The sequence below is a fragment of the Kitasatospora sp. RG8 genome (assembly GCF_017813315.1).
Lineage (GTDB): Bacteria > Actinomycetota > Actinomycetes > Streptomycetales > Streptomycetaceae > Kitasatospora.
In genome coordinates, this window is record NZ_JAGIYX010000009.1 from 235078 (window position 1) to 258401 (window position 23324).

Genomic DNA, 23324 nt, shown 5'->3' on the forward strand with positions numbered 1-23324 from the left:
GTCCGCTGTGCGAAGCGACACCCCCCGGGGGCGGCGGACCGGGGCGGACCGGCTGTGCGGGCCGCTGTTTGACTGACCGGCAGGTGTCGCCCACGACTCCACCGGCCTTGCCCGGCCCGGCAACGACGGCGGCAACCCGTTCATCACCGGCCGGCCCTGCAGACCGGCCGCCTAATACGTCGTGTCCGACCAGGGTCGCCTGATCGCCCGGTACGACAAGCGGTACCCGTCGAAGACCGAACTGTCCTACCCCGACACCCCCGGCCGGCCGGAGCCGACGGTCTTCGAGGTGGACGGGGTCCGCTTAGGCCTGGCGATCTGCATCGAGGCCAACTTCCCCGAACTGTTCGCCGAGTACGAACGCCTGGACGTCGACTGCGCCCTGCTGTCCGTGATGGTCGACGACCCCGCCCGCGCCACCGTCGCCCAGGCCTACGGCACCTCTACAGCTACCGGCTCGGCTACGCCGTCCCCGCCCGGTACGCCGCGAACGCCCCCTGCGGCATCGTCGCCCCCCGGCGGCCGCTGGCTCCACCGAGCCCCCACCGACAATCGACCCGCCCTCGCACTCGCCGACCTCCACTCCACTCCACTCCACTCCACCGAGCCGGACATCGACATCGCCGTCCGCTGCGCCCGGCCCTGGCGCAGGCTCGCCCGCGCAGACCTCTACACCACAGGGGTCAGCACTCGGGTGGTGGGGCGGCGGCGAGGAGCTCGCGTTTCACCTGGTCGTAGTCGGCCAGGGCCTGCGGGTCGCCGTGGTGGTAGTCGGTCCAGAATCCGGGACGCTGCCAGCGGGCGTTCGCGAGGCGGGTGCGGCCGTCGGCGATGACCAGGGTCCAGCCGGGGGGTATTCGGGTGTCCACTGTCTCGAAGTCGGCGGGGTCCCAGAGCAGTCCGGGGTCGGGTGTGTTGGGGCCGAGCACGCGGATCTGGCAATCGATGTCGTAGGTGACCATCTCCAGTACCGGGTAGACACCACCCACCCGGACCCCGTCGAACTCCGCGACTGGGATGTCGGCCGCGGGGTGGATGATTTGCAGGCATCTGACTCTCATGGGAGAAGTCTCGCCCCGGCCGATCCCCAGTTGCGGTCCGGGTCGCCGCGACGGATCCAGCGAGGCGGCCGTGTCCGGTCGCGGGAGACGGCAACTCCCGGTAGTCCCAGGATCGGCCTGGCGAAGTGGCGGAACAGCCGCAGGACCGGAAGCCCACCGTTGCTCCGCAGAGCTCGATGCCAGGTCCGGAGCGTCGCTGACGACCGGGCTCTGCCTCGGGTACAGCGCCGCCGGCCCGGACAAGATCACCTGAGACGGGGACCGAGTCGGTTGAGGCGGGACACTCGATGCCCGCCCCGCGCCCTCCGGTTCGTTGTCCTGTCGCACCGAAGTTTGATCAGTTCACCGAAGTTGACCGTCGGCCGGATCCCGCCGGTCGGCGGTGCCCGTGCTCGAATGCAGTCACGCAGGATCTCCGTGGTGAGGGGACTTCGAGGGCGTGGGCTGGACGGAGGGAGTCCGGGTGACCGGCCGGACGGTGAAGATCGCGGTGCTCTGCGAGTGAGGCGACATGGCGGTGCGGCAGGTGAATCATGCGCAGCCGGGCCCGCATCTTCTCGGTGCCGCTGTCCGGCGCGTGCAGCCGGCGCAGCTGCTCGGCGGTGGCGATCCGGAACGGGAACAGCGCGGCCAGGACGGCCCAGGTGATCTCCACCTCCCGCGTCTCGCTGTCCGGCTCCGCCCCGGTCCCCGCCCGTTTCCTGGAGCCGCCAGGCCCCACCCCGGCCTCTCCCCGCAGGGCCGTCCACCACTCCCCGCACCCGCCCCCGGCGACGCGGCAGGCCTTGCTCCGCCGTCCTGGCGGCCCGCGAAGCCTGCGAGCGGCCGGGCCCGTACACGGCCCGGCCGCCCCCATGCGTGCGCTGCGGGCCGGCGCTTCTACCGCGCCGCCGCAGCAGACTTCCGGATCGCTGTCTCGGTCGTAACGGCGGCGGGGTGCGGGTCAGGCCGTGCCTGTCGCGCAGGTGGTTTCGAGAGCGATGAGGCGGTTGGCGAGGGTGCGGGCCGGGCCGGTGAGGCCCTTCAGGATTTCCCGGGCGTAGGGGCTCCGAGGGTGGTGGGCGAGGTCTTGGACGGCGCTCCAGAGTTCCGCGATGCCGGACAGGCTGTGCTGGACGTGGCGGATGGCATCGTGGCGCTGGGCGAGGTACTGCTCGGCCCTCTGATGGGCGTGACGCCAGTCGATGTCGCCGGCTCCAGCGGTCGGGACGAAGGCCGGCGTGGTGGCGCCGTCGGCGACGCGGATGGCGTCGATCTCCTCGACGCGCCGGCGGAGGTGTTCCTCCTCCTGCCGGGCGTCGAGGGCCGCGATGGCGCCGGTGAGGGCGAGGTCGCCTGCGATGACCTGTTCGGTGAGGTCGGGGGCGTGCTGCCGCAGTCGCGCGTGCTGGGTGAGAAGGGCCTTGGCGTCGGCCTTGCGTCTGCGGACGGCAGTGTAGGCGGCGTTGAGGGCGAGGGCGCCGGTGCGGACCTGTTCGGCGAGGTCGGGGGCGTGTTCGAGCACGATGGTGGCGATGGACAGCCGGGTCACGCTGATGCCGCAGCGGGCGGGGTCGGACGGGAGCGCGTGCGGGGAGAGTGCGCGTGCCATCGCGGTGATCATGGCGTGCTGGCCCGGGGTGGTGTTCGGGTGGTCGCGGTTGGCGGACACGATCAGGCCGACCGGATCGTCACCCTGATAGGTGGTGAAGCGGGGTGCAGTGTCCGCCAGTTCGCAGGCGGCGAGTCGGCCGCGACCGTCCAGGAGAACACCGTCCGCGTCCAGGACGACGGGCTCGGTCAACCCGTCGCTCTCGATCTCCTGGGCGAGGTCGAGGAGTTCGTCGGGGCCGAGCATCGGGAACAGGGCGGTAACGGGGTGGACCTTCACGGTGGGGCAGCTCCTTGATCGGGGGTTGATGTTGGGGCAGAAGACGCCACACGGGGGCATATGGTTCGGCGGCGGCGCTCTTCGGCCTGGTCAGGGGCAGGCGCCGCCGCACGCGCCAGGCCACCCGGCGCACAGCTGACTGATGTTCGGCTTGCCGTGGGCGACACCTGCGTCGGCGAGCACGTTGCAGATCAACCTCTGACAGAGGGTTCACCGTGGCTCGGGCAGGAACCGCCTGTCCGAGCCGCAGCGCCACATGCGGCCACGCTCGACACCCGCCAGGTCCACAACCTGATCCTCGAAATGCCACCTCGCCGACGCCGGGCCCCTTCTGGCAGCTCGGCGACGGGTACCACCTCTTCCACCTCGTCGACACCGGGCCTGACGGGACATCGGGATAATGATCTTGGATGCTGGCTGGTGCTGGGTGAGGGGCGGGCGGGGTGCGGATCAACGTTCTGGGGCCGCTTCAGGTTGTGCGGGGTGGGGACGGGGCGGCCTTCGGGGTCGGCGGGGCGCGGCTTCGGCTGCTGCTGGTGCGGCTGGCTCTCGACCCCGGGCGCGTGGTCACCCGTGAGCGTCTGGTGGACGACCTGTGGGCGGACACGCCGCCGGATGAGCCCGCCGGCGCCCTGCAGTCCCTGGTTTCCCGGCTCCGCCGGGCGCTGGGGGCCGACCGGATGGTGGTCGGTTCGCACCCCGCCGGGTATCTGCTGGATCTGCCCCGGGCGAGCGTGGACGCCTGGGACTTCGAGCAGCGGGTGGCCGCGGGGCGGGCGGGGCTGGTGGCGGGCCGGTTCGCCGAGGCGGTCGCGCTGCTGGAGGGGGCACTGGAACTGTGGCGCGGGGCACCGTTCACGGACGCCGCGAGCGCCGGGTTCACCTCCGCGCCGGCGGCCCGGCTGACGGAGCTGCGGTTGGCGGCGGTCGAGGACCGGGCAGACGCCCTCCTCGCGCTCGGCGGCACCGAAGCGCTGCCGCGGCTGGTCGCCGAGCTCACCGGGCTCTGTGTCACCCACCCGCTGCGCGAACGGGCCGCCGTCAGGCTGATGCGCGCGCTCCACGCCAACGGGCAGCAGGCGGCGGCGCTGGAGGTGTTCGAACGTACCCGGCGGGCGCTGGCCGAGGAACTGGGTGCGGACCCGTCGGCCGAACTGCGGGACGCCCACCTGCGAGTCCTGTCGGGCGCGAAGTCGCCGGTGCCCAGGCCGGCCCCGGCTCCCGCAGGGTTCCCGGGCGGGCGGGCGGCACTACCCCTCTGGCTGACCGCCCTGGTCGGCCGCGCTGAGGCGCTGGCAGCGGTCAAGGAGCGCCTGCACCGCTCCCGCCTGGTGACGCTGACCGGGCCGGGCGGTGTCGGAAAGACCCGGCTGGCGATCGCGGCCGCGAGGGCCGCCCCGCCCACGACGGACGTACGGCTCGCCGAACTCGCGGGCGTCAACGGCCCGGACGCGGTGACCCAGGCCGTGCTGATCGCGCTCTGCCGTCCGGCGCAGGCCGGTGCGCCGGCCGGCGGCCTGCCCGCCGGCGATCAGGCCGGGGATCCCGTCGACCGGATCATCCGGGCCCTGGAGGGTCGTGAGGTCCTGCTCGTCCTGGACAACTGCGAGCACCTGATCGAGGACGCGGCCCGGTTGACCCATCGCCTGCTGGCCGTCGCGCCCCGGCTCACTGTGCTGGCCACCAGCCGTGAACCGCTCGGCGTCACCGGCGAGGCGCTCTGGCCGGTGACACCGCTCGCCGTGCCCGAGCCCGGCTCCACCGCGCAGGAGGCGCTCGCGCACCCGGCCGTCGCCCTCTTCACGGAGCGGGCTGTCGCAGCCTGCCCCGGCTTCACGCTGGACCACGACACCGTCGAGCCGGTCGTCCGGATCTGCCGCGAGCTGGACGGCCTGCCGCTGGCCCTCGAACTGGCGGCGGCCCGGCTGCGGGCCCTGAGCCCCGGACAGGTCGCGGCGCGACTGCACGACCGGCTCCGGCTGCTGGACCGCGGCTCACGCACTGCTCCCGACCGGCACCGCACGTTGCGCGCCGTCATCGACTGGAGCTGGGAGCTGCTCGACGAGGACGAGCGCGTCCTGCTGCGACGGCTCTCCGTGTTCGCCGGCGGGGCGACCCTCCCCGACGCACACCTGGTCTGCGCTGGGGACTGGCCGGGCAAGCCGGCGCCCGACCCGACGGCCGTGGAGGACCTGATGGCTTCCCTGGTCGACAAGTCCCTGGTGGTGGCCGTCGGCCGGGAGACCGGCACGGTGCGCTACCGGCTGCTGGAGACGGTTCGCGCCTACGCCGCGGAACGGCTCGTCAAGGCGTGCGAGGACGGCCGAACCGGCGCCGCCCACCTGCGCTGTTTCGTCGAGCTCGCCGAGAACGCCGAACCCCGCCTGCGGACGGACGGCCAGATCGGCTGGCTGGCCCGGCTGGACGCGGAGCAGGGCAACCTGGACGCGGCACTGGGCCGGGCGGTCGCTGTCGGCCCGCCCGGGCACGCGCTGCGGTTGGCGGCCGCCCGGGCCTGGCCCTGGTTGATGCGTGGTCAGGGCCGTGAGGCCGGTGAACGGACGGTGGCCGTTCTCGCTGCCCACGGCTGCACCCCGCCGCCCGGTCTGGAGCAGGCACACGCCCTGTGCGTGATCCTGGCCCAGCTCACCGCCCCGCTCCGGGAGAGCGGTGACGCCGTGATCCCGCCCGAGGCGATGGGCGCGGCGCTGGTCACGGCACAGCAGGCCGATCACCCGGTCGCCCTGGCCGCCGCGCTGCTGCTCGCCATGGCGGGGCCGCCGGAAGCCGTGGGTGCGACGGCGCAGCGGTTCGCCGGGCACCCCGACCGGTGGATACGGGCCGCCGCCCATCTGGTGCTCGGCCGGATCGAGTTGGGCGCGGGCCGGATCGGGCATGCCGAGCACTGCCTGCGGACCGCGGTGGACGGCTTCCGCGCCCTGGGCGACCGCTGGGGGCTGGCCATGGCGCTGGTCACGCTCGCCGCGTTGCTGTCCGTCACCGGCGCGGCCGACGAGGCCCTCGCGGCGCTGACGGAGGCCGGTGAACAGGACGCCGAGATGGGCGGCTCCGGCGAGGCGCCGCTGTCACTGCTGCTGTCGGGCCGGCTGCGGGCGCGCTGCGGCGAACCGGCCGCGGCCCGGGCCGACCTGGAGCGCGCGCTGGCCGCAGCCGAACGGGCCAGGGACCCGCACCTGCAGGCCGCCGCCCGCTACGCGCTCGGCGACCTCGCCCGGCGCGAGGGGGAGTTGGAGGCAGCGCTGCACGGCCAGCAGGAGACGCTGCGGCGGCTCGAGCGGCTTCCCGGGACCGGCCCCGGCGCCCCCGCGCGCCTGCACCTGCTCGCCCTGCTGCACACCAGCCTGGCCCGCACCCAGCAGCGGCGCGGCGCGCCGGACGCGGCCGGGCCGCTGCACCGCCGTGCCCTGGAGCTGGCCGCCGGGAGCGGCGACCAGCCGGTGCGGGCGGACGTACTGGAGGGGTACGCCGAGTACTGCCTCGACCTCGGGGAGGCGGCACGCGGTGCGGCGGCACTGGGCGCGGCGTACGGCCTGCGCGGGGCCCACGACGTGGGCGATCCGGAGCTGCGGGCCGTCCTCGACGGCTGCGCCGAGGCCCTCGGGGAGGCCGGCTTTCGGGCTGCCTGGGAGCGCGGCCGGGCGTTGTCGCGACCGGAGTCGCTCGCCCTGGAGGCGGGCTGACCGATCCCCCGGGGGGCACGTCGGCCGCGCCCCCGGGGGAGGGTGGCGCGGCCGACCGGATGTGCGATCAGCCGCTGAACGGCGGCTTGGTGGGGGCGCAGACCGTACCGGGGGTGGGCAGGATGCCGTCGATCAGGTAGCGGGTCTCGTGCTCGGCGGCGCAGTCGCTGGGGTTGGCCAGCACGGTGTGGCCGTAGCCGTCGACGGTCAGCAGCCGCGCGCGGGCGAGCGAGCGGGCCATCGCGCGGGACCCCTCGTACGGCATGGCCGGGTCACCGGTGTTGGCGACGACCAGGACCGGCCGGGCGGTCGGGCGGTTCCAGGGGCCGTCGTAGCGGTCGCGGTCCCGGGCGGGCCAGTCGGCGCAGCGTTCGTCGGCCCAGGCGAAGTACGGGCCGGCCTCGCCGGAGCGGGCCCGGGCGGACGCGGCCAGAGCGGGGTAGTCGGCCCGGGCGGTCGGGTTGGTGCTGTCCGAGCAGACCAGCGCGAGCGCCTGGTCCGGAGACTGGCGGGGGACGGGTGGCAGCGGGGTGCCCGGCGCGGAGAGGGTCTCGGTGGCGGTCCAGAACGTCTGGAGCCCGGTACCGAGCCGGCTCCAGCCGATGGACAGCTTCCCGACGGGGTTGGTGGCGTACAGGGAGGTGATCGTCGCCTCCACGGCCGAGCCGGCGGTGACGGTCGCCCCGCCGACCACGACCGGCCGGGTGCGCAGCCGCTGGAGCAGCTCGCCGTACCTGGCCCGGGTCGCGGCGGCCGTTCCGGCGGAGAAGGCGCAGGTCCGGGTGCCGGCCTGGCCACACTGGTCGAGGAAGGCGTCCAGGACGCGGCCGGCGGCCACGTCGCTGCCGTTGCGCAGCAGGGTGCCCGTGGTGGCGGCCTGGTCTCCGCGGCCGGTCGACCAGGCCACCGGGTCCGGGGCGCTGTCGAGGACCATCGCGCGGACCCGGCCGGGGAACAGGTTGGCGTAGGTGGCGCCGAGGTAGCTGCCGTACGAGGTGCCCAGGTAGCTGAGCTGCCGGTCGCCGACCGCCTGGCGGAGCAGGTCCATGTCCCGGGCCACGTTGGCGGTGGAGATGTGCGGCAGCAGGGCGGGGTTGCGGGCCGCGCACTGCCGGGCGAGGCGCCGGTAGGCCTCGGCCCAGGCGTTCTGCTGCTCCGTGCCCTCGGGGTAGCCGGCGGCCGTGCCCGCCAGCAGGGCCTGCTCGTCCGCCGGCTTGTCGAAGCACTGGACGGGAGCGCTGCCACCGGTGCCACGCGGGTCGAAGCTGACGATGTCGAAGCGCTGGCGCACCTCTTCGGGGAACTGGCCGAGCATCATGGGCAGGGCCACGGTGCCGGCCACGGCCGGGCCACCGGGGTTGTAGAACAGTGAGCCGATCCGGTGCGCCTGGTCGTCCGCCGGGTGCCGGATGACAGCGAGGTCGATCCCGGCGCCGCGCGGGTCGTGGTGGTCGAGCGGGACGCGGGCGGTCGCGCACTCGAAGCCGTCCCCGCACGCCGCCCAGGCGAGTCGCGGCACCGGGGCGGTGTCCGGCGCGGCCACCGCGGTCGTCGGGCACACGACGGCCAGCAGCGCGGCCGCGGCGGCACCGGCGACGGGCCGCCAGGAGGCTGCTGCTCGACGGTTCGTGGTGCGGGAGGCCCTGGGTCGGCGCGGTCCTGCGGCCGGGCCGGTGGGAGGGGAGATGCGAGTCACGCGGGTGCCCTTTCGTCGACGCTCCGGGCAGTCGTAGGCGCTCCTCGGTTTCGGCGCACCGCCCGGCACCTGCGACGGTTCCGCACCACGCTGGCAGACCGCTGGCATCCCGCTGGCAGCAGCTCAGGCGCCGTCCGGCAGGGAGGTGGGAGGCGCACCGCCGATACGGCCCAGTGGCCGACTGCTTCCGCTGCGGCCTGGCGCGAGACCTCGTCGGCGGCGCGCGCGGCGTGGGAGGCATCCGCAATTCCCCTGTGGGCGCTGACCATTGCGTTCAGGTAGATGCGTGGGCTCGGGCAGCAGGGGCTGGGTTGTCGAGGTCGGAATGCGTCTCACCGGATGCGCGCCGAGGCTCCTCCCGTGCCGCTACGGCATCGGGGGGTCCTGCGGGCGGGCGAGTCGGTCGCGGGTGGTACCGAGTTTGCGCAGGACGGCGGCGACGTGGTGTTCGACGGCTTCCTTCCTGCGTGGCCAGGGAAAACATACAAACCTCCGGGAGTGCGACGGCTGGGCGTGAAGGGGGAGGAGTCGCGGGACGCCATCGACATTCACCGACGAATGTCCACGGAGGCTGGCCGGTTCGGGCCGCTGCCGCGTCGAACCGGCACCGGCTCAGGTATCCCGGGCGGGGGTCGTAGCCGGCGAGGACGACCCTCCGGCCGATCGACTGAGCCAACTGACCACGTCACGGCTGGGCTCGCGGACCGGCTCGATGCCGGCCGGCTGCTGCGCAACAAGCTCGCGCACGGCGAGCTGACCAGCACCGCCCTACCTCCGGTCACGGCCGTGAACATGGTTCGTGCCGCCTTCGACACTGCCGCGCTTCTCTACCCCGAGCCGATCCGCGGCTCCGCTCCCGCCGCCGTTGGAGCGCGAACTGCTCTACGGCTCACGCCGGCTGACCCGGGCGCAGGCCCGTGTGGCGGTGTTCGCCTGGCTGGCCTGGTACAACCGCAAACGACGGCACTCCGCCCTCGGCTATCGCAGCCCGGTCGACTACGAGCGGCAGCACGTCAGGAGTATTACTAACCTGGACTTGGTCGCATAACAGGCGAGTGTCTACGAAACAGGGCAAAGCCCGGGTGTCGGCGTACCCCAATGTGCTCACGCCGGTACAGGTGAACGTGTGTGCTCAGTTGAGGTCAGTCGTGGACACGAGGAAGGATTTGACCGCGACGTTGAAGAGTGCCGTGCTCTCGAGGTTAACCATGTGGGCTGCCGAGGCGAACCGTTGGTGCCTGGCATCGGGAACGGTTTGGGCGATGGCCTGAGCGTTTGACGAGATGTCACTGCTGTCGAGTTCTCCGTCGAGAACCAGGGTGGGCACGCCGATGGAGGCCAGCCGGTCCGCTGCACCGATTTCTCTCGGTATCCCCGCCCCGAGCCCGCGGGCGTGCCGCACGACATTGGCGGACGCCGACGCATGCATCCGCTCGCGCAGTTCGCGGCTGACCTGGGACGGTTCACGGTACGGCCCGTCCACCCACATCCGGAGAAAGTGCTCCACGAACCGCTGCGCGCCGCCGTCCGGGTCGCCCATCGCAGCCATCTGCTGTGCGGTGTGGTGCGCGACGTAGGGGTCGGCGAAGGGCCGGCCGCTCACCCCGGGCGAGGCAAGGACCAGTGCCGACACAGACTCCGGATGAGCTATCGCCGTATCGACGGCGGTCCGCGCCCCGAGGGAAAGCCCTACGAGCGTGGCGCACGGGACATCGAGGTGGGTGAGCAGAGCGTGTAGATCGTCATGGTTGGCGTAGTCCCCGGCCACGGTGGAGGAACGCCCGTGGCCGCGGGCGTCGTAGCGGATGACGCGGTACCCCAGCCCCGCGAGCCACGAGAACTGCTCGTTCCACATGTTCAGGTCGAGCATGCCGCCGTGGAGCAGTACGACGGGGGGTCCTTCGCCTGCCGACTCGCAAAAGAGCTCGCCCGCCTCGACGGGTACGGTGGCGGCTGTGACCGCATGTGCCCGCGCATGCGTCATCGTGGGTCGTCTCCTCGGTCCGTAGGGTGTGGCAGGGCATCCTGTGAGAGGTCCTTGAACTCCTCACCAAGGCGACGGAGTACGTGCAGGGCCGTCGTGACGTCACCGGCGGTGAGATCGGACAGCCGGCGCCGCAGTTCGGTTTCCTCGGCTTCCTGGATGCCCCTGATGGTGACTTCCCCTTTCGGGGTGAGCCGGATCAGGCGCGAGCGCCGGTGCTCCGGGTTCGGGGCGCTCTCAGCCAGCCCCAGGGCTGTCGCATCGTTCACCAGACGCTGGACCGGCTGCCGGTCCAGGCCCAGCAGGCGGGCCAGTTGAGGAACCGTTCGGGGGCCGCCCCTGCGCAATTCGTCCATCACCGCATGCTGACCAGCTGTCATCCCCGTGTCCATCAGCTCCCGCTCCACGGCACGCACGACCGTGCGGTGCAGCGGCCACAGGCTGCGGATCACTTCGTACAGCAGAAGCCCCAACGGGGGCTCATCCTTCGTACGCTCATCGACACCCATGATGCCATCATGACACCTTTGGTGTCTAAATGGCCACGGGTTCAGAGCGGCAGAGCCTGAGCACGTTCACTCGGGTGGTTCGCTGCCCAGCCCGGCGGCCGCAGCCGGTTCGCGAAGTCGGTCAGGAGTCGGGCGAGCGGGTCGGGCAGGTAGATGGGTACCCGGTCCAGCACCAGGACGGCCTCGTCGTCCGGCCCCGCCACGGCGTCCGCTGGCAGCGCGGCGATCCGAGTGACCCCCTGGCCGAAGAGAAGGCAGGCCGCGGGCGCGGAGGAAGAGAAACCACGAGAACCAGAGGGCCTTCACCGTCGCCCGGGTCGGCAACAACGTCGGGCTCATCAGCCTCGACGAGCTCCTCGAAGCTCCGACCGGTCAAGAGGCTCTCCCACTCGATCAGGGCCTCTTCGGCATCGAAGTTGCCGTGCGTCAGCGAGTCGAACACCCCGTCGGGGCCACGTTCCACGACGGCGGCTGCAGCGTCACCGAGCAAGGGGTGGGGAAGCCCAAGGGTCCCCCGTCAGTTTGGCATTCCCGGCACGGCGGCCCCACCGCAGTCGGGCCGCCGAGCAGCGGCGCCCCCGTCACCCCGGCCAGCCGGCTCCACCGGCCGACCCCCCCCCGGATCCGATGACCGCACGAACCAGCCCCGCAGGGCGATAGGGGAGTTGGCCTGTTCCCGGCCCGCCACGGGGTGTCGTGGTGGATGATCGCTACGTGAGTGCGACGTGGTGGGAGGGACGACGCGGTGCTCGGCTGGCGGACCTGGCGTCGGCGCTGGTGTTCTTCGGCGCGGAACTGCTGGAGGACCCGGGTGTGGGTGAACTCGCCCATGCCGCGGGGGACCTGGCCGGGGAGTACCTCGCCAGCGACCGGGGCTGCGCCGTTCACCGTGCGGGCGGTCTGCTGCAGCAGGCTGCTGTCGCCCTGCACGCTGCCGACCGTCTGCGCGGTACCGCGGTCCCTGTGGTCAACCACCACCTGCGCGGCGCCGCCGCGGCGCTGGACCACGCCCGCGGCCTCCTGCGGGAGGAGTCCGGCCGCCGGTGCGAGCAGCCTTCCGTCACCGACGAGCAGCCTTCCGTCACCGACGAGCGGCGGGCGCCGCCCTGGCCCGCGAGGCGGTGAACGCCCGATGATCCAGTCCCAGACCGGCGGTGCCGACCTTGCCCGCACCGTCCTGGGCGCCGCGTGCCAGGCTGCCGGCCCGCCGCCTGCAGCGCCGTCACTACGCCTCGGGACGGAACGGCCGGGGGCAGCGCGAGCCGCCCCCGGCCGCTTCGTCGGCGTGCGGTCGCCGCCGGCGTCAGGCCGTCCTCGGCTGTGGCTTCCGCGTCCACCTCATCCGCCGCTGGGCGGTTGCCGGTTGGCGTAGTAGTAGAGGGCGAGGTCGTCCGGGTGGTGGACGCGTTCCTCGGTGCCGCCGATCTCCTTGAGGATGAGGTGGGTCTTGTCGAGCGGGTGCTGGGTGATGAGCCAGGGGTTGTTGTCGCTCTCCTGCCAGACCTGGGCCCACACCTTGTCTCCGACGCGGACTTTGCCGCCGTCCTTCGTGCGGAAGTTCGATGCCATGGACCGTACATACCCGCATTCCACGCACCCGGACCGCCGGGCGGGGAGCAGTTCCTCGGGATCATGCTGCCGTCCGATCCTTGAACATCCTCAGCGCCAATGCTCAATTCCCGTATAGCCACGGCCAGGCGGAGTGCCGGCCGCCGCAGCACCCTGCGGCCGCTCTTGTCGGCGGATCGGGGCGGACGGAAGGCCGGCCCCCGCCCCGGCAATGTCCGGGACACCGCCCGGATCGGCCCTGCCGGCTCGGGAACGCGCGCCTGGCCGGTCCGGCGTGGTGGTTCTCGTCGACCGCGCCGACCGCCTCCTTCTCCTGCTGCCGTGCCGCCTGTACGCAAGTGCCGCGGGAGACCGTTGCAGAGATCCCCGACTCTGCCCTGAAGTACCTTCTGCCGCGCCGTGGCCGTCGGGTTGAGTGGGACGTTGCCGACGATCCCAGGAGGGGCGGAGCCCGATGCGCAAGCAGGAGAACGAGGAAGCCACCAGGGCCAAGGCCGGCCGGGAGGCGAGGCACGCGGCCGCTCAGGCCGGGCACCCACGGTCAAGACTGCTCGGCTTCCAGGCCACCGTGGGCAACGCGGCGGTCGTCCAGATGCTCCGCCGGGCCGGCCACGGCCCGGACGAAAAGGAACACCTGCACGGGGACGGCTGTGGCCACGAGGGCCCCGCCGTCCAGCCTGCCGGGGCCCCGGCCATTCAGCGCTCCTCCGTCCACGATGTCCTGCGCGGCCCCGGCCGCCCTCTGGACCAGGCCACCCGTACGGACATGGAGTCCCGCCTCGGCGCCGACTTCTCCGACGTACGCATCCACACCGGCGGCGCCGCGAAGGCCTCCGCCGCCGAGGTCGGCGCGCGTGCCTACACCTCCGGCAACGACATCGTCATCGGCGAGGGCGGGGGCGGCGCGCACACCCTCGCCCACGAGCTCACCCATGTCATCCAGCAGCGCCGGGGGCCGGTCAGCGGTACCGACAACGGCAACGGGCTGAAGGTCTCCGACCCCTCCGACCGCTTCGAGCGCGAGGCCGAGGCCAATGCCCGCGCGGTGATGAGCCGTCCGGCCCCGCAGGCCTCCTCCGACGTGCAGCGTTCGGCCGGCCCCGGGACCGGGACGGCCGGTGCGGCGGAGGCATCCGTGCAGCGCACCCTCGCGGCAGGCCTCCCGAAGGGGACCCGGGTCGTCAAGCACACGGACGAGGGGGACGTCGAGGGGCAGACGATCCTCAGTTTCGGCTTTGGGTCCTATCTGATATCCGAGGGCACGGACGGCAAGAAGCCCCGGGCGTCCCTCAAGGACAAGTCGTGGGGGACGGTCGAGGACCGGGAGGCATCCCGCGCGGAGTACGGAGCGGCTCGCGCCCTGGAGTTGGACCCGGCGGTCCTCGCGGCCAAGCAGAAGCAGAAGGACCTCGACCTCGGCGAGAACTACCTCAGCGCCGACTACCGCCGGATCAACCCGCTCCTCGCGGCCCTCGGGCAGGTCGGCTTCACCCCCGGCGAGATCGCCACCCCCGGCTTTTCCTACAAGTCGAAGGAGAGCGAGGTGCTCGACACGTGGCGCAGTGTCGCCATGGCGCGGGGCTACGCAGACGAGCAGAGCACGGCGGCATGGGACGAGAAGCACCTCGCGGACACCTTCGACATCTTCGCCCGGATCAACGGCGTGTGGGACGACTTCACGACGCCCCCCGCGAACGCGGACGGCAACGTGGTGCGGGGCGACAGCAAGCACCTGTACGAGTCGTTCGGCGGCATCCTCAAGCAGCAGGAGAGCCACCCGGACGGTGGCTACGTCCCGGTCGACCAGACGATCGAGTGGCCGGCGATCCTGTCGACCACGTACGGCGATCCGTTGACTCACACGTACGTGGCCGGCAAGGAAATCGTCTGGGATTTCGGCCTCCCGGAGGACCACCGGGGAAGGGCGCTGGGCAGGAACAACCAGTCCGAGGAGGAGATGACCTTCCCCATCGGTACCAAGATCCACCTCAGCCAGATCCTCGTGCGGAGCGGCGATTTCCGGCAGGAGCAGTCGGCGAAGTACGGCGAGAGCGCGGTCGTGATCGTCTTCGCCGACATTCTGGCGGGACAGGGACCGACTCGAGGGGTCTAACCCCCCCTCGGATCTTGCCGCCCGGACCCCGCCGCTCGCTTGCGGTTTCCTTCGCGCTTGCGGTTTCCTCGCGCCGGAACCGAGGACCGAGGCTGCAGCTGTCCTTGCCCGCCTGGAGCGCCCCGGTTGCAGTCGTATCTTGCCGCCGTGGCGGTGCCGCATGAGGCTGAGCGAGCTCTCCGCGACGGTGACGGCCGGCGGGGGTCTTTTGGCGGCCCGGGCCTACCTGGGCCGTCGGCTGCTCCCGGGCCGGGCCCGTTCTGCCGCGGGCCGGTTCCACCATTGGCCCGTTCCGGAGCGGATACGGCCGAGGGGCCCGGTGCGTGGTGTGCGCACCGGGCCCCTCGGCTCCGTCCCCGTCCGGCCCCGGACTCGGCTCGTGGCGTCCGTCGCGGGTCGTGGGGTGGGTGGATCGGTCGGCGGATCGGCGGGCGTGGCCGATCGGCGGCTGCGGCCGATCAGTAGTTGTGGTGGATCTGCCAGTAGGCCCAGGCCTGGTTCGGGCTGCCGTAGCGGCTGTTCATGTAGTCGTAGGCCCACTTGATCTGGGTGGCCGCGTTGGTCTTCCAGTCGGCACCGGCGGAGGCCATCTTGCTGGCCGGCAGCGCCTGGCCCAGGCCGTAGGCGCCCGAGGACGGGTTGGTCGCGGTGACGTTCCAGCCGCTCTCGTGGGAGATGATCTGGTCGAAGGAGGCGAGCTGGTCGGCGGGGACGATGCTCGCGGCCAGCGACTGCGGCGTGGCGGCCGAGGCGGCGGTCGGGACGACGGCGGCGCCGATCGCGGCGATGCCGGTGGCGGCGGTGAGCAGGGCGGCGGACTTGCGCATGCGGGTGGAGATCACGGGCATGTGGGAGTTCGACCTCAATCGTGGGGGCGTCTCGTCCCGCGGCCGGCGGGCCCGTCAGGGCCCGTGGGCGGGAGTCGGCGCCGGGGCGGTCACGCATGGTGACTGCCGGACGGGAGTCGCGGCAGTGGATCGGACCACCGCCGCAGCTGGCGACTGAGCCATTGTTAGCGGGGTCCGCGGCCGGCTCCAAGGGGTGCCCGCTACGACGCGGCGTCGTAGCGGGGCCGGGTGGAACACGCCCGTCGGACGCGGGCCGCTACCCGCCGTCCGAGCGGTCAAACATGACTAAAACCGGACTTTCGGTGCGATTTGCACCGGCTTGATCTGCGGAAACGACGGAGGTTCGGGCGCGGGCGCGGGGGCGCGGCAGCGGCGGCGCCCGGCGGGGCGTACGCGGCGGACGGGCCGGGCGGGCGGCCCACTAGGAAGGGTAGGAGACCCGCCGGGCGCGTGAGAACCGTCACGGGCCACCGGCTCCGGCACCCGCCCCGAAGGGGATCCGGCTCACACCGCGGTGACTGTCGGCAACCATCCCGTGGCGCTGCCGCCGTCGGTCCGGCACCCCTCACCGAGGCGCCGGACGACCCCGACGGCCGCGCAACCGAGGCCGGGGCCGCCGGACCCCCGCCCCGGCCGCCCCGCCCCGCCCCGGCCGCGCGGGCACACCCGAGCGGCCGCCGCCGTGCCGCGGAGGCCCGCCCTACCCCTCCCCTCACCCCTCCCCTCTCAGGCGTTCTTGAGGGTGCCGCCGTCGATGACGTGGTCGGCGCCGTGGATGTTGGCGGCGCGGTCGGACAGCAGGAAGGCGACCAGGTCCGCCACCTCCTCGGGTTCGGTGAGGCGTCCCGAGGCGATGCCGAACCTCCCGGGCAGGCCGGCGAGCAGGTCGCCGTGGTCGACCCCGGAGGCGGCGGCCACCTTGCCGCCGAGGCGGTTCGGGTCGGTCCACTGCGGGCTGGTCGTGGGACCCGGGGAGACGGTGTTCACGCGGACGCCGCGCGGTGCCAGTTCCTCGCTGAGCCGCTTGCCGAACTGGGTCAGCGCGGCCTTGGCCTCCGCGTAGCCGACCGGTGCGCCGGCGGGCATGCGGGCGTTGATCGAGGAGATGTTCACGATCGCGCCCCGGCGTTCCAGGATGCTCGGCAGTGCCGCCTTGGTGGTCCACACCGCGCTGAACAGGTTGAGGTCGAAGATCCTCTGCCACTGCTCGTCGTCGGCGTCCAGGAATCCGTCGAGGGACAGGTGCTCCGGGTCGCCCGCGCCGACGTTGTTGACGAGGAAGTCGATTCCGCCGACCGCGTCGAGCGCCCGGCCGACGACCGACCGTGCCCCGTCGCGGGTGCTCAGGTCGACGGGCACGGCCGCGGCGGCGGCCTCCTCCAGCTCCGGGGTGACGGTGCGGGCGGCACCCACCACCCGGACGCCCTCCGCGGCCAGGGCCCGAGCGATCGCGAGGCCGATTCCGCGGCTCGCGCCGGTGACCAGAGCGGTCTTTCCACCGATACCGAGGTCCATGTTCTCCCCCTGCTGCTTGGATGACAGATTCTTGAACTGAAGGTCTAAAATCAGGGCGCAAAAAGGCGCTGCCGCCCTCGGGGCCGCGCCTCAGAGGCCCGCCAGGGCCGTGTCGATGATCCGGTACAGGGCCGCCCGCTCGAACGTCCTGGTCATGACCCGCAGCCCCGCGAGGGTGGTCTGCAGCAGCAGGGCCTGCGCCCCGGCGTCGACACTCCGGTCGACGTCGCCGTCCCGCTGCCCCCGCTCGATCCGGGCGGCGAGCAGCCCGATCATGCGCTCCTCGATGCGGTGCACCGCGCGGGCGGCCTCCTCGTCCCGCCCGCCGAGCTCCTCCACCGTGTTCTGGGCCAGGCACCCGCGACGCACCGGCCCGTCCAGGTCCATGTCCACGAGCAGCACGAAGTACGCGCGGATGCGCTCCCTGGCGGTACCCGGCCGGGAGAGCACCTCCTCCGCCATCCCCGACCCGACCCGGCCGTAGAGGTCCAACGCCCTGGCGAACAGCTCACGCTTGGAACCGAAGGAGTGGTACAGGCTGCCCTTGGCCACTCCGGTCGCCTCGGCGAGGTCGGCGGGGGAGGTGGCCGAGTACCCCTTGGTCCAGAACGTCTCCATCGCCCGCGCGACGACCACGTCCGCGTCAAAACTCTTCGGCCTGCCCATATCGCCACCGTAACGAGTATTTGACCCCCAGGTCAACAACCGCGCGGGGCACCGCGCGACGAGGCCCGCGCGCCGCCCCTGTCACCGCCGTTCCTGCCGACCTCCCGCTACACCCACGGAGCCGACCGCGAGGCCCTCCACGGCAGGCCGATCGTTTCCAGGACGTCATGGCCGGGTGCACCCGTTCGGGCCGGGCCCCGCTCGCCGGGACGGTCGCGTTCGTCGAGGGTGGGCACTGCACCAGGGCACATGTCGGACGCCAGTCATCGAGAGAAGGCGATTGCCATGAAGTTCGCAGTCATCGGCGGAACCGGGCTGATCGGGTCACGGGTCGTGGAGAACCTGAACGCCGCCGGACACCAGGCCGTACCGCACTCCCTGTCCACGGGGGTGGACGTCATCACGGGTCAGGGACTGGAGGCGGCCGTGGCGGGCGCCGACGTCGTCGTCAACCTGACGAACTCCCCGACCTTCGGCGACGCCTCGCCCGCCTTCTTCCGGACCTCGATGGACAACCTGCTCGCCGCGAGCCGCAAGGGCGGGGTCGGGCACGTCGTCATCCTCTCGATCGTCGGCGTGGACAAGGTGCCCGGCCTGGACTACTACCGGGCGAAGGTGCTCCAGGAGGAGGTCCTCAAGGCCGGACCGATCCCGTATTCCATCGTCCGCGCCACACAGTTCATGGAGTTCATGGACGCGACCCTGTCCATGACCGCCGACGGCGACACCATCCGCCTGCCGCGCACGCCCGTCCAGCCGATCGCCGCCGCGGACGTCGCGGGCGTGGTCGCCGAAGTCGCCGCGGGCAGCCCTGTGAACGGCGTCGTCAACATCGCCGGTCCCGACGTCTACCCCCTCGACGAACTCGGCCGACTCACCCTGACCGCCAAGGGCGACGGGCGCCGCGTCGTCACCGATGACACCGCCGGCCTGTTCGCCGCCGCCGACGGCGACGTCCTCACCGCCCCGGCCGACGCCCGCATCGCCCCGACCCACTACACCGACTGGCTCTCCTGAACCAGCCCCTCCGGCGCAGCCGCCACGCCCGAAACAGACAGGCCGGATCGTGTGGCGGGTCGGCGATCGGCCGAGGAGCCTTGTTTTCGGGCCGGGGGTTGATGGGTTGGTTGAGGAGGGCCGGGTGGGGGCGGTCGCCCGTACCCGTTCCGACTCCCGGAGGCACCGCGCGGGAAGGCGGAGAGATGCGCTGCCGGCCGGTGCCCAGCGGCTCTCTGCGGGTCGGAACCGAGGACTGGTACCCGTGCGTCCCGTCTTCCCGGGGCGTCGTCGTCCGCTGCTGGGAGGGGTTTCGGATCGTGATGTGGGCCGTGGCCGGGGTGTCGTTCGCGCTGCTACCGCTCGTCCACTGGCTGTTGCGCGCCCGGCCGACGCCGCTGCGGGTACCCGTTGCCGCCGCGCTGCTGCTCTGGCTGGCGCTGATGCTCGCGGTGGCTCTCGACATGCTGCAGCTGCAGAGCGAGGCCGAGTTGTACCTGCTGTACACACCGCTCGCCGAACTGGCCGTCCTGGCCGGCCTGTGGCTGGAACGACGGATCGCCGGCCCGCGTACGGAGCGCCCGGGCGGTTGGTCCCGGGCCGTGGGCATCGCCTTCCACGGCCAGCTGGCCCTCGCCCTCCCCGCGACCCCGTTGCTGGCGCTCGTGTTCTTCCACGAGGCGGACCTCCCGTCCGCGAAGGCCGTGCCGCAGCCACCGCCCGGCTACACCACGATCGGCACCGGCCAGGACTGCGGCAGCGGCCACAGCGCCACCTGCTGGCGCACGCTCTACCTGACGGCCCCGCCGGACGTGCCGACGGCGCAGGCTGCCGACCGGCTCCGGCCCCGGCAGAGGTGCGAGGCGAACGGCTGGCTGATCGACCGCCGTGAACTCTGCACCGAGGTGAGCACCGACGGCGCCACAATCGTCTACCGCGTCCACCTCGGCAGCTTCCTCTAGGCCACAACGACCAGACCCCGCACCCGGCCCGGCGCGGCCGACAAACGCGTGCCCCCTCCCCCCAGGCACGCCGCGCCGCTCGCCGGAGCGTCCGCCGCGGGCCAGGCCATAGCCGGGCCGCGGCGGTCGGGACTCGATTGTTTGCCACGCCGACCTTCCACGTCCGCTGCGCCGCGGCCGCCTCCCGGCCGCCGTCGCTGGTGTCCCGTCGTCCCGTGGCCGGGATCTCGTGTTCCTGCCGCTGCTTGCCGCCGGCCCTGGGAACCGGGATCGGAGAGGCCGGGCACGCGCCCTGGCCGCTGGGTCGCTTGGGCTGCAGTTGCGCCTCGGGGTCAGTCGTAGGCTGACGTTTTTCTGCCCACCCCGGCGGTCTGGTGGACCGGGCTTGTCAGAAGTGCTCCGAGGACCTGAGCGGTGTCCGTCGCCGGGCGGTCGGGATGACCCTGGCGAACATCCTGCGGGCCCTGCGCCGGGCCCGGTACACCTCGGCGCCGCCGACCGGTACGCCGACGCCGGGGACGAGACGGGCGTTGCCACCGCGGCCGCCGCCCTGGCCGAGTGGCAGCGCGTGCGTGACCACACGGCCGAGACCCGTGCGGAGCGCTACGACCCCGACCACGACACCGCCCTCCAGCACGCGCTGCGCGCCGAACGCCACCGTCGCGACGTCGCCGACTGCGCCCGCGAGGCCGCCCGCCAGGCCCGCCAGAGGTCCGACGCCGCCCACCGCCGCCTCGCCGGTATCGCCGCCCAGTCCCTTCTGCACCGCCCTGGAGCGTGCCGGCCTCTACGCGCTGACCGACGACGGCCATCGGGTGGTCCGCGAACTCACCCGCCGCCTCGATGCGGCCACGCTGCGCCAGGTGTCCGACTGGCTGGAGCGCACCCGCGCCGCGGCCCTCGCGCTGCGCGGCGGGCAGGCCCCGCCCGCCCGGCCGACGGTGCGTCGCAGCCGGCTGTGGCCGGGGCCCCTGCCGCCGGCCGGGCGGCCAGGTCTGCTCAGCGCTGTTGCCGGATCAGGCGCAGTTCGACGACGGTGTACCGGTTGTACCGGTTGTACCGGTTGTACCGCTGGTCCGGGGGCGGGGGCTGTGCCAGTCGACTTCGTACAGGACGTTGCCGGGGCGGCCGCCGTGCAGCGCTGCCCTGACTGATCTCACGCCTCCTGGACGCCCGGGCCGGGCCGTAGGTCTTCTCCGAAACATGATCCCTGCCACATCCGCCGGGCGGCAAACAGAACAACGGTTCTGTATGGTTGGCCCACAAGCAGAACCACGATTCTTTTTGTAGGAGGTGTGGTGCCTCGACTCACCGACGCCCGCAAGGAACTCCGGCGCGCCCAGATCACCGAGGCCGCCGTACGCTGCTTCAGCCGCAACGGCCTGGAGCGGACCTCGATCGCCGACATCACGGCTGAGTCCGGCCTGTCGACGGGCTCGATCTACGCCCACTACCGCAACAAGGCCGAGCTGGTTCAGGCCTCGGCCCACGCGGTGCTCGCCAAGCGCGCGGAGGTCCTGGGCGAGTACGCCGGGAGCGACACCCCGCCCGACCCCGACGAACTGCTCGCCCGCCTGATCGCCGGCATCGACCCGGTCGAGGCCCGGGTCGGCGTGCAGACCTGGGGCGAGGCGACCAACAACCCGGCCATCCACGGCATCGTCGTCGACACGATCGACCGGATGCGCGCGATGGTGCACGACAGCGTCACCGCCTGGCTGGTCAAGGTCGAACACCTCGAGTCGGCCGAGGCTCAGGAGCGCGCCACCCCGATCGCCCACCGGGTGCAGAGCCTCTACCTGGCCCAACTGCTGTACACCGCCCTGCAGTCACCGGCCGAGGAGACCGCGCCATGACCACCCTGACCGCTCCGTTCGCGGGCCGCACCGTTTTCCGGGTCGGCTACGGCGCCCTGCAGCTCGAACGCCTGCACCACAACCACGGCGAGGCCGTCGCCCTGCTGCGCCGCGCGGTCGAGCTGGGCGTCGACCACGTGGACACCGCCCAGTTCTACGGCTTCGGGTTCGCGAACCAGGTCATCCGCGAGGCGCTGCGCCCCGAGGACGGCGTCCTGGTCGTCACGAAGGTAGGGGCCGACCCCGACCCGGGCGGGCCTCTGCCACTGCGTCTCGCACAGCGCCCCGAACAGCTTCGCGCCAGCGTCGAGGACAACCTGCGCAGCCTCGGCGTCGACCGGCTCCCCGTGGTCAACCTCCGCCGGCTCGACTCCGGCCCCGGCCTGCGCCCCGACGGCGACCAGGTGGTCGACCTCGACGACCAGCTCGAAGTGATGACCGTCCTGCGCGACGAGGGCAAGATCGGCGCGATCGGTCTGAGCAGCGTCACCCCCGACGGCCTTCGCCGCGCCCTGCCGGCGGGCATCGCCTGCGTGCAGAACGCGTACAGCCTCGTCTCGCGCGACGACGAGGACATGCTGCGGCTGTGCGCGGCCGAGGGCATCGCCTGGGTGCCGTTCTTCCCACTCGGCGGGTCCTTCCCGGGCCTGCCCAAGGCGACTGACGAACCGTTGGTGCATGCCGTGGCCGAATCCCTGGGCGTCACACCCTCCCAGGTCGGCCTCGCCTGGCTGCTGCACCGCGCCCCCAACGTGCTGCTCATCCCCGGCACCGCCGACCCCGCTCACCTGGAGGCCAACACGGCCGCCGGCGGGATCACTCTCGACGCCGCCACCCTGGCCACCCTCGACGCCATTGAGTCCCGCTCCGCCGAAGTCCCCATCGGCTGACCAGCCCCCCGACCAGGACGGAACCATGAAAGCCATCGTCTACCGCGACAACGGCGGCCCCGACGTTCTTCGGCTCGTCGACCGCGACCTGCCCGTGCCCGGCCCCGGCGAGGTCCGCGTCCGGGTAGCCGTGTCCGGGATCAACCCGACCGACTGGCATGCCCGCTCCGGCGCCGCCCATGCCAAGCAGTTCTCCGAGGTCACCCCGCACCTGGACGGCGCCGGCGTGATCGACGCCGTCGGTGAGGGAGTCGACCGGAGCCGGGTCGGCCAGCGGGTCTGGTTGTTCATGGCTGCCGCCGGGCGGCCCACCGGCACCGCCGCCGAGTTCACCGTCGTACCGGCCGAGCGGGCCGTGCCGCTGCCCGACGAGGCCGGCTTCGACGTCGGCGCCGCACTCGGCGTCCCCGCGCTGACCGCGCACCGCGCGCTCACCGTCGCCGAGGACGGCCCGCGCCGCCTGAGGCCGGGGGCGCTGGACGGCGCGGTCGTGCTCGCCGCAGGCGGGGCCGGGGCGGTCGGGCACGCCGTGATCCAGCTCGCCCGCTGGGCCGGCGCGACCGTGATCAGCACGGTCAGCGGAGCGGAGAAGGCCCGACTGGCCACCGCCGCCGGCGCCCACCACGTGGTCAACTATCGAGAGGGGGATCCGGCCGCCGATATCCGCAGGATCGCCCCGGACGGCGTCGACATCGTCGCCGAAGTGGCGCTCGGCGCGAACATCGCACTGGACCTGGCCGTGCTGCGAGCGCGCGGCACGATCGCTACCTACGCCAATGACGGCGGCAAGCCGGTCGAACTGGACGTGCGGCACAACATGGTGCTCAACACGCGCCTTCAGTTCCTGGTGCTCTACACGGCCGGTCCGCAGGCGCGCGCCGCGGCCGCCGAGGACATCGCCGCCGCGGTCCGCGACGGCGCCCTGCCGGTCGGCGAGGAACACGGCCTGCCACTGACCCGCTTTCCGCTCCACCGCACCGCCGACGCGCACCGCGCAGTGGAGAGCGGCACAGTCGGCAAGGTCCTGGTGGACATCACGTCCTAATGCCACAGTGCGCCCCACCTCGCCGTGACGGCAGATCCCGCCC

21 protein-coding genes and 1 pseudogene are annotated in these 23324 nt (G+C 72.8%); 10 read left to right on the forward strand and 12 right to left on the reverse strand.

Annotated features, from left to right (window positions below; all coding sequences use genetic code 11):
• Positions 1–181 precede the first annotated feature (181 nt).
• Positions 182–304 (forward strand): annotated as a pseudogene (locus J5Y04_RS43980) (hypothetical protein); the annotation flags it as partial.
• 379 nt (positions 305–683) lie between these two features.
• Here J5Y04_RS43980 and J5Y04_RS41835 read toward each other — a convergent pair.
• The 3 genes from J5Y04_RS41835 to J5Y04_RS16845 all read right to left on the reverse strand — a co-directional run bounded on the left by J5Y04_RS41835 (position 684) and on the right by J5Y04_RS16845 (position 2931).
• Positions 684–1061, reverse strand: a complete 378-nt coding sequence (locus J5Y04_RS41835) for a hypothetical protein (RefSeq protein ID WP_245204904.1) — start codon at positions 1059–1061, stop codon at positions 684–686.
• A gap of 337 nt (positions 1062–1398) precedes the next feature.
• Positions 1399–1716 (reverse strand): hypothetical protein, encoded by a 318-nt coding sequence (locus J5Y04_RS16840; protein ID WP_209412836.1) that lies wholly within the window; start codon positions 1714–1716, stop codon positions 1399–1401.
• 288 nt (positions 1717–2004) lie between these two features.
• A complete protein-coding gene (locus J5Y04_RS16845; RefSeq protein ID WP_209412837.1) occupies positions 2005–2931 on the reverse strand; it encodes a hypothetical protein in 927 nt (308 codons plus the stop codon).
• Positions 2932–3374: 443 nt separating this feature from the next.
• On the opposite strand from J5Y04_RS16845, the gene J5Y04_RS16850 reads away from it, so the two are divergent.
• Complete coding sequence (locus J5Y04_RS16850; protein ID WP_209412838.1) at positions 3375–6632, forward strand: BTAD domain-containing putative transcriptional regulator; 3258 nt, start codon at positions 3375–3377, stop codon at positions 6630–6632.
• A gap of 67 nt (positions 6633–6699) precedes the next feature.
• Here the strand turns inward: J5Y04_RS16850 and J5Y04_RS16855 are convergent, their stop codons facing one another.
• Positions 6700–8328: an alpha/beta hydrolase gene (locus J5Y04_RS16855; RefSeq protein ID WP_209412839.1), complete on the reverse strand. Its 1629-nt coding sequence runs from the start codon at positions 8326–8328 to the stop codon at positions 6700–6702.
• Positions 8329–9193: 865 nt separating this feature from the next.
• On the opposite strand from J5Y04_RS16855, the gene J5Y04_RS42915 reads away from it, so the two are divergent.
• The gene (locus tag J5Y04_RS42915) at positions 9194–9376 is read left to right on the forward strand and encodes an integrase core domain-containing protein (protein ID WP_374106045.1); all 183 of its coding nucleotides are present in this window, start codon (positions 9194–9196) and stop codon (positions 9374–9376) included.
• Between the two features lie 84 nt (positions 9377–9460).
• Here J5Y04_RS42915 and J5Y04_RS16865 read toward each other — a convergent pair whose 3' ends face one another.
• From J5Y04_RS16865 to J5Y04_RS16875, 3 genes are read right to left on the reverse strand one after another with little or no spacing between them, the layout of a single operon-like run.
• Positions 9461–10312, reverse strand: coding sequence for an alpha/beta fold hydrolase (locus J5Y04_RS16865; RefSeq protein ID WP_209412840.1), 852 nt, complete (start codon positions 10310–10312; stop codon positions 9461–9463).
• Positions 10309–10821, reverse strand: a complete 513-nt coding sequence (locus J5Y04_RS16870; RefSeq protein WP_245204905.1) for a MarR family winged helix-turn-helix transcriptional regulator — start codon at positions 10819–10821, stop codon at positions 10309–10311. Before J5Y04_RS16870 ends, J5Y04_RS16865 begins: the two co-directional genes overlap by 4 nt.
• Positions 10822–10862: 41 nt before the next feature.
• A complete protein-coding gene (locus tag J5Y04_RS16875; protein WP_209412841.1) occupies positions 10863–11024 on the reverse strand; it encodes a hypothetical protein in 162 nt (53 codons plus the stop codon).
• Between the two features lie 511 nt (positions 11025–11535).
• On the opposite strand from J5Y04_RS16875, the gene J5Y04_RS16880 reads away from it, so the two are divergent.
• Positions 11536–11946 carry a hypothetical protein gene (locus J5Y04_RS16880; protein ID WP_209412842.1) on the forward strand — a complete coding sequence of 137 codons (411 nt, stop codon included), beginning with the start codon at positions 11536–11538 and terminating at the stop codon, positions 11944–11946.
• A gap of 213 nt (positions 11947–12159) precedes the next feature.
• Here the strand turns inward: J5Y04_RS16880 and J5Y04_RS16885 are convergent, their stop codons facing one another.
• Positions 12160–12390 (reverse strand): hypothetical protein, encoded by a 231-nt coding sequence (locus J5Y04_RS16885; RefSeq protein ID WP_209412843.1) that lies wholly within the window; start codon positions 12388–12390, stop codon positions 12160–12162.
• A gap of 454 nt (positions 12391–12844) precedes the next feature.
• Here J5Y04_RS16885 and J5Y04_RS16890 point away from each other — a divergent pair, with 454 nt between their 5' ends.
• Positions 12845–14503 carry a DUF4157 domain-containing protein gene (locus J5Y04_RS16890; protein WP_209412844.1) on the forward strand — a complete coding sequence of 553 codons (1659 nt, stop codon included), beginning with the start codon at positions 12845–12847 and terminating at the stop codon, positions 14501–14503.
• A 458-nt stretch (positions 14504–14961) separates the two neighbouring features.
• On the opposite strand, the gene J5Y04_RS16895 is transcribed toward J5Y04_RS16890, so the two are convergent.
• From J5Y04_RS16895 to J5Y04_RS16905, 3 genes are all read right to left on the reverse strand, one after another.
• Positions 14962–15351, reverse strand: coding sequence for a transglycosylase SLT domain-containing protein (locus tag J5Y04_RS16895; protein WP_148647404.1), 390 nt, complete (start codon positions 15349–15351; stop codon positions 14962–14964).
• Between the two features lie 726 nt (positions 15352–16077).
• Complete coding sequence (locus J5Y04_RS16900) at positions 16078–16866, reverse strand: SDR family oxidoreductase (protein ID WP_209412845.1); 789 nt, start codon at positions 16864–16866, stop codon at positions 16078–16080.
• A 90-nt stretch (positions 16867–16956) separates the two neighbouring features.
• Entirely contained in the window at positions 16957–17532 is a 576-nt protein-coding gene (locus J5Y04_RS16905) for a TetR/AcrR family transcriptional regulator (protein WP_209412846.1), read from the reverse strand.
• 285 nt (positions 17533–17817) lie between these two features.
• Here J5Y04_RS16905 and J5Y04_RS16910 point away from each other — a divergent pair, with 285 nt between their 5' ends.
• Together J5Y04_RS16910 and J5Y04_RS16915 are read left to right on the forward strand one after the other, a co-directional pair.
• Complete coding sequence (locus tag J5Y04_RS16910) at positions 17818–18549, forward strand: SDR family oxidoreductase (protein WP_209412847.1); 732 nt, start codon at positions 17818–17820, stop codon at positions 18547–18549.
• Positions 18550–18848: 299 nt separating this feature from the next.
• Positions 18849–19490 carry a hypothetical protein gene (locus J5Y04_RS16915; RefSeq protein WP_209412848.1) on the forward strand — a complete coding sequence of 214 codons (642 nt, stop codon included), beginning with the start codon at positions 18849–18851 and terminating at the stop codon, positions 19488–19490.
• Positions 19491–19878: 388 nt separating this feature from the next.
• Here J5Y04_RS16915 and J5Y04_RS16920 read toward each other — a convergent pair whose 3' ends face one another.
• Positions 19879–20256, reverse strand: a complete 378-nt coding sequence (locus tag J5Y04_RS16920) for a hypothetical protein (RefSeq protein WP_209412849.1) — start codon at positions 20254–20256, stop codon at positions 19879–19881.
• Positions 20257–20788: 532 nt separating this feature from the next.
• On the opposite strand from J5Y04_RS16920, the gene J5Y04_RS16925 reads away from it, so the two are divergent.
• Genes J5Y04_RS16925 through J5Y04_RS16935 form a run of 3 tightly spaced genes read left to right on the forward strand, consistent with a single transcriptional unit; the run spans position 20789 to position 23281 of the window.
• The gene (locus J5Y04_RS16925) at positions 20789–21346 is read left to right on the forward strand and encodes a TetR/AcrR family transcriptional regulator (RefSeq protein WP_162002663.1); all 558 of its coding nucleotides are present in this window, start codon (positions 20789–20791) and stop codon (positions 21344–21346) included.
• Positions 21343–22236, forward strand: coding sequence for an aldo/keto reductase (locus tag J5Y04_RS16930; RefSeq protein WP_209412850.1), 894 nt, complete (start codon positions 21343–21345; stop codon positions 22234–22236). The genes J5Y04_RS16925 and J5Y04_RS16930 overlap by 4 nt, the downstream gene beginning before the upstream one ends.
• A 25-nt stretch (positions 22237–22261) precedes the next feature.
• Positions 22262–23281, forward strand: a complete 1020-nt coding sequence (locus J5Y04_RS16935; RefSeq protein ID WP_209412851.1) for an NADPH:quinone reductase — start codon at positions 22262–22264, stop codon at positions 23279–23281.
• Positions 23282–23324 lie beyond the last annotated feature (43 nt).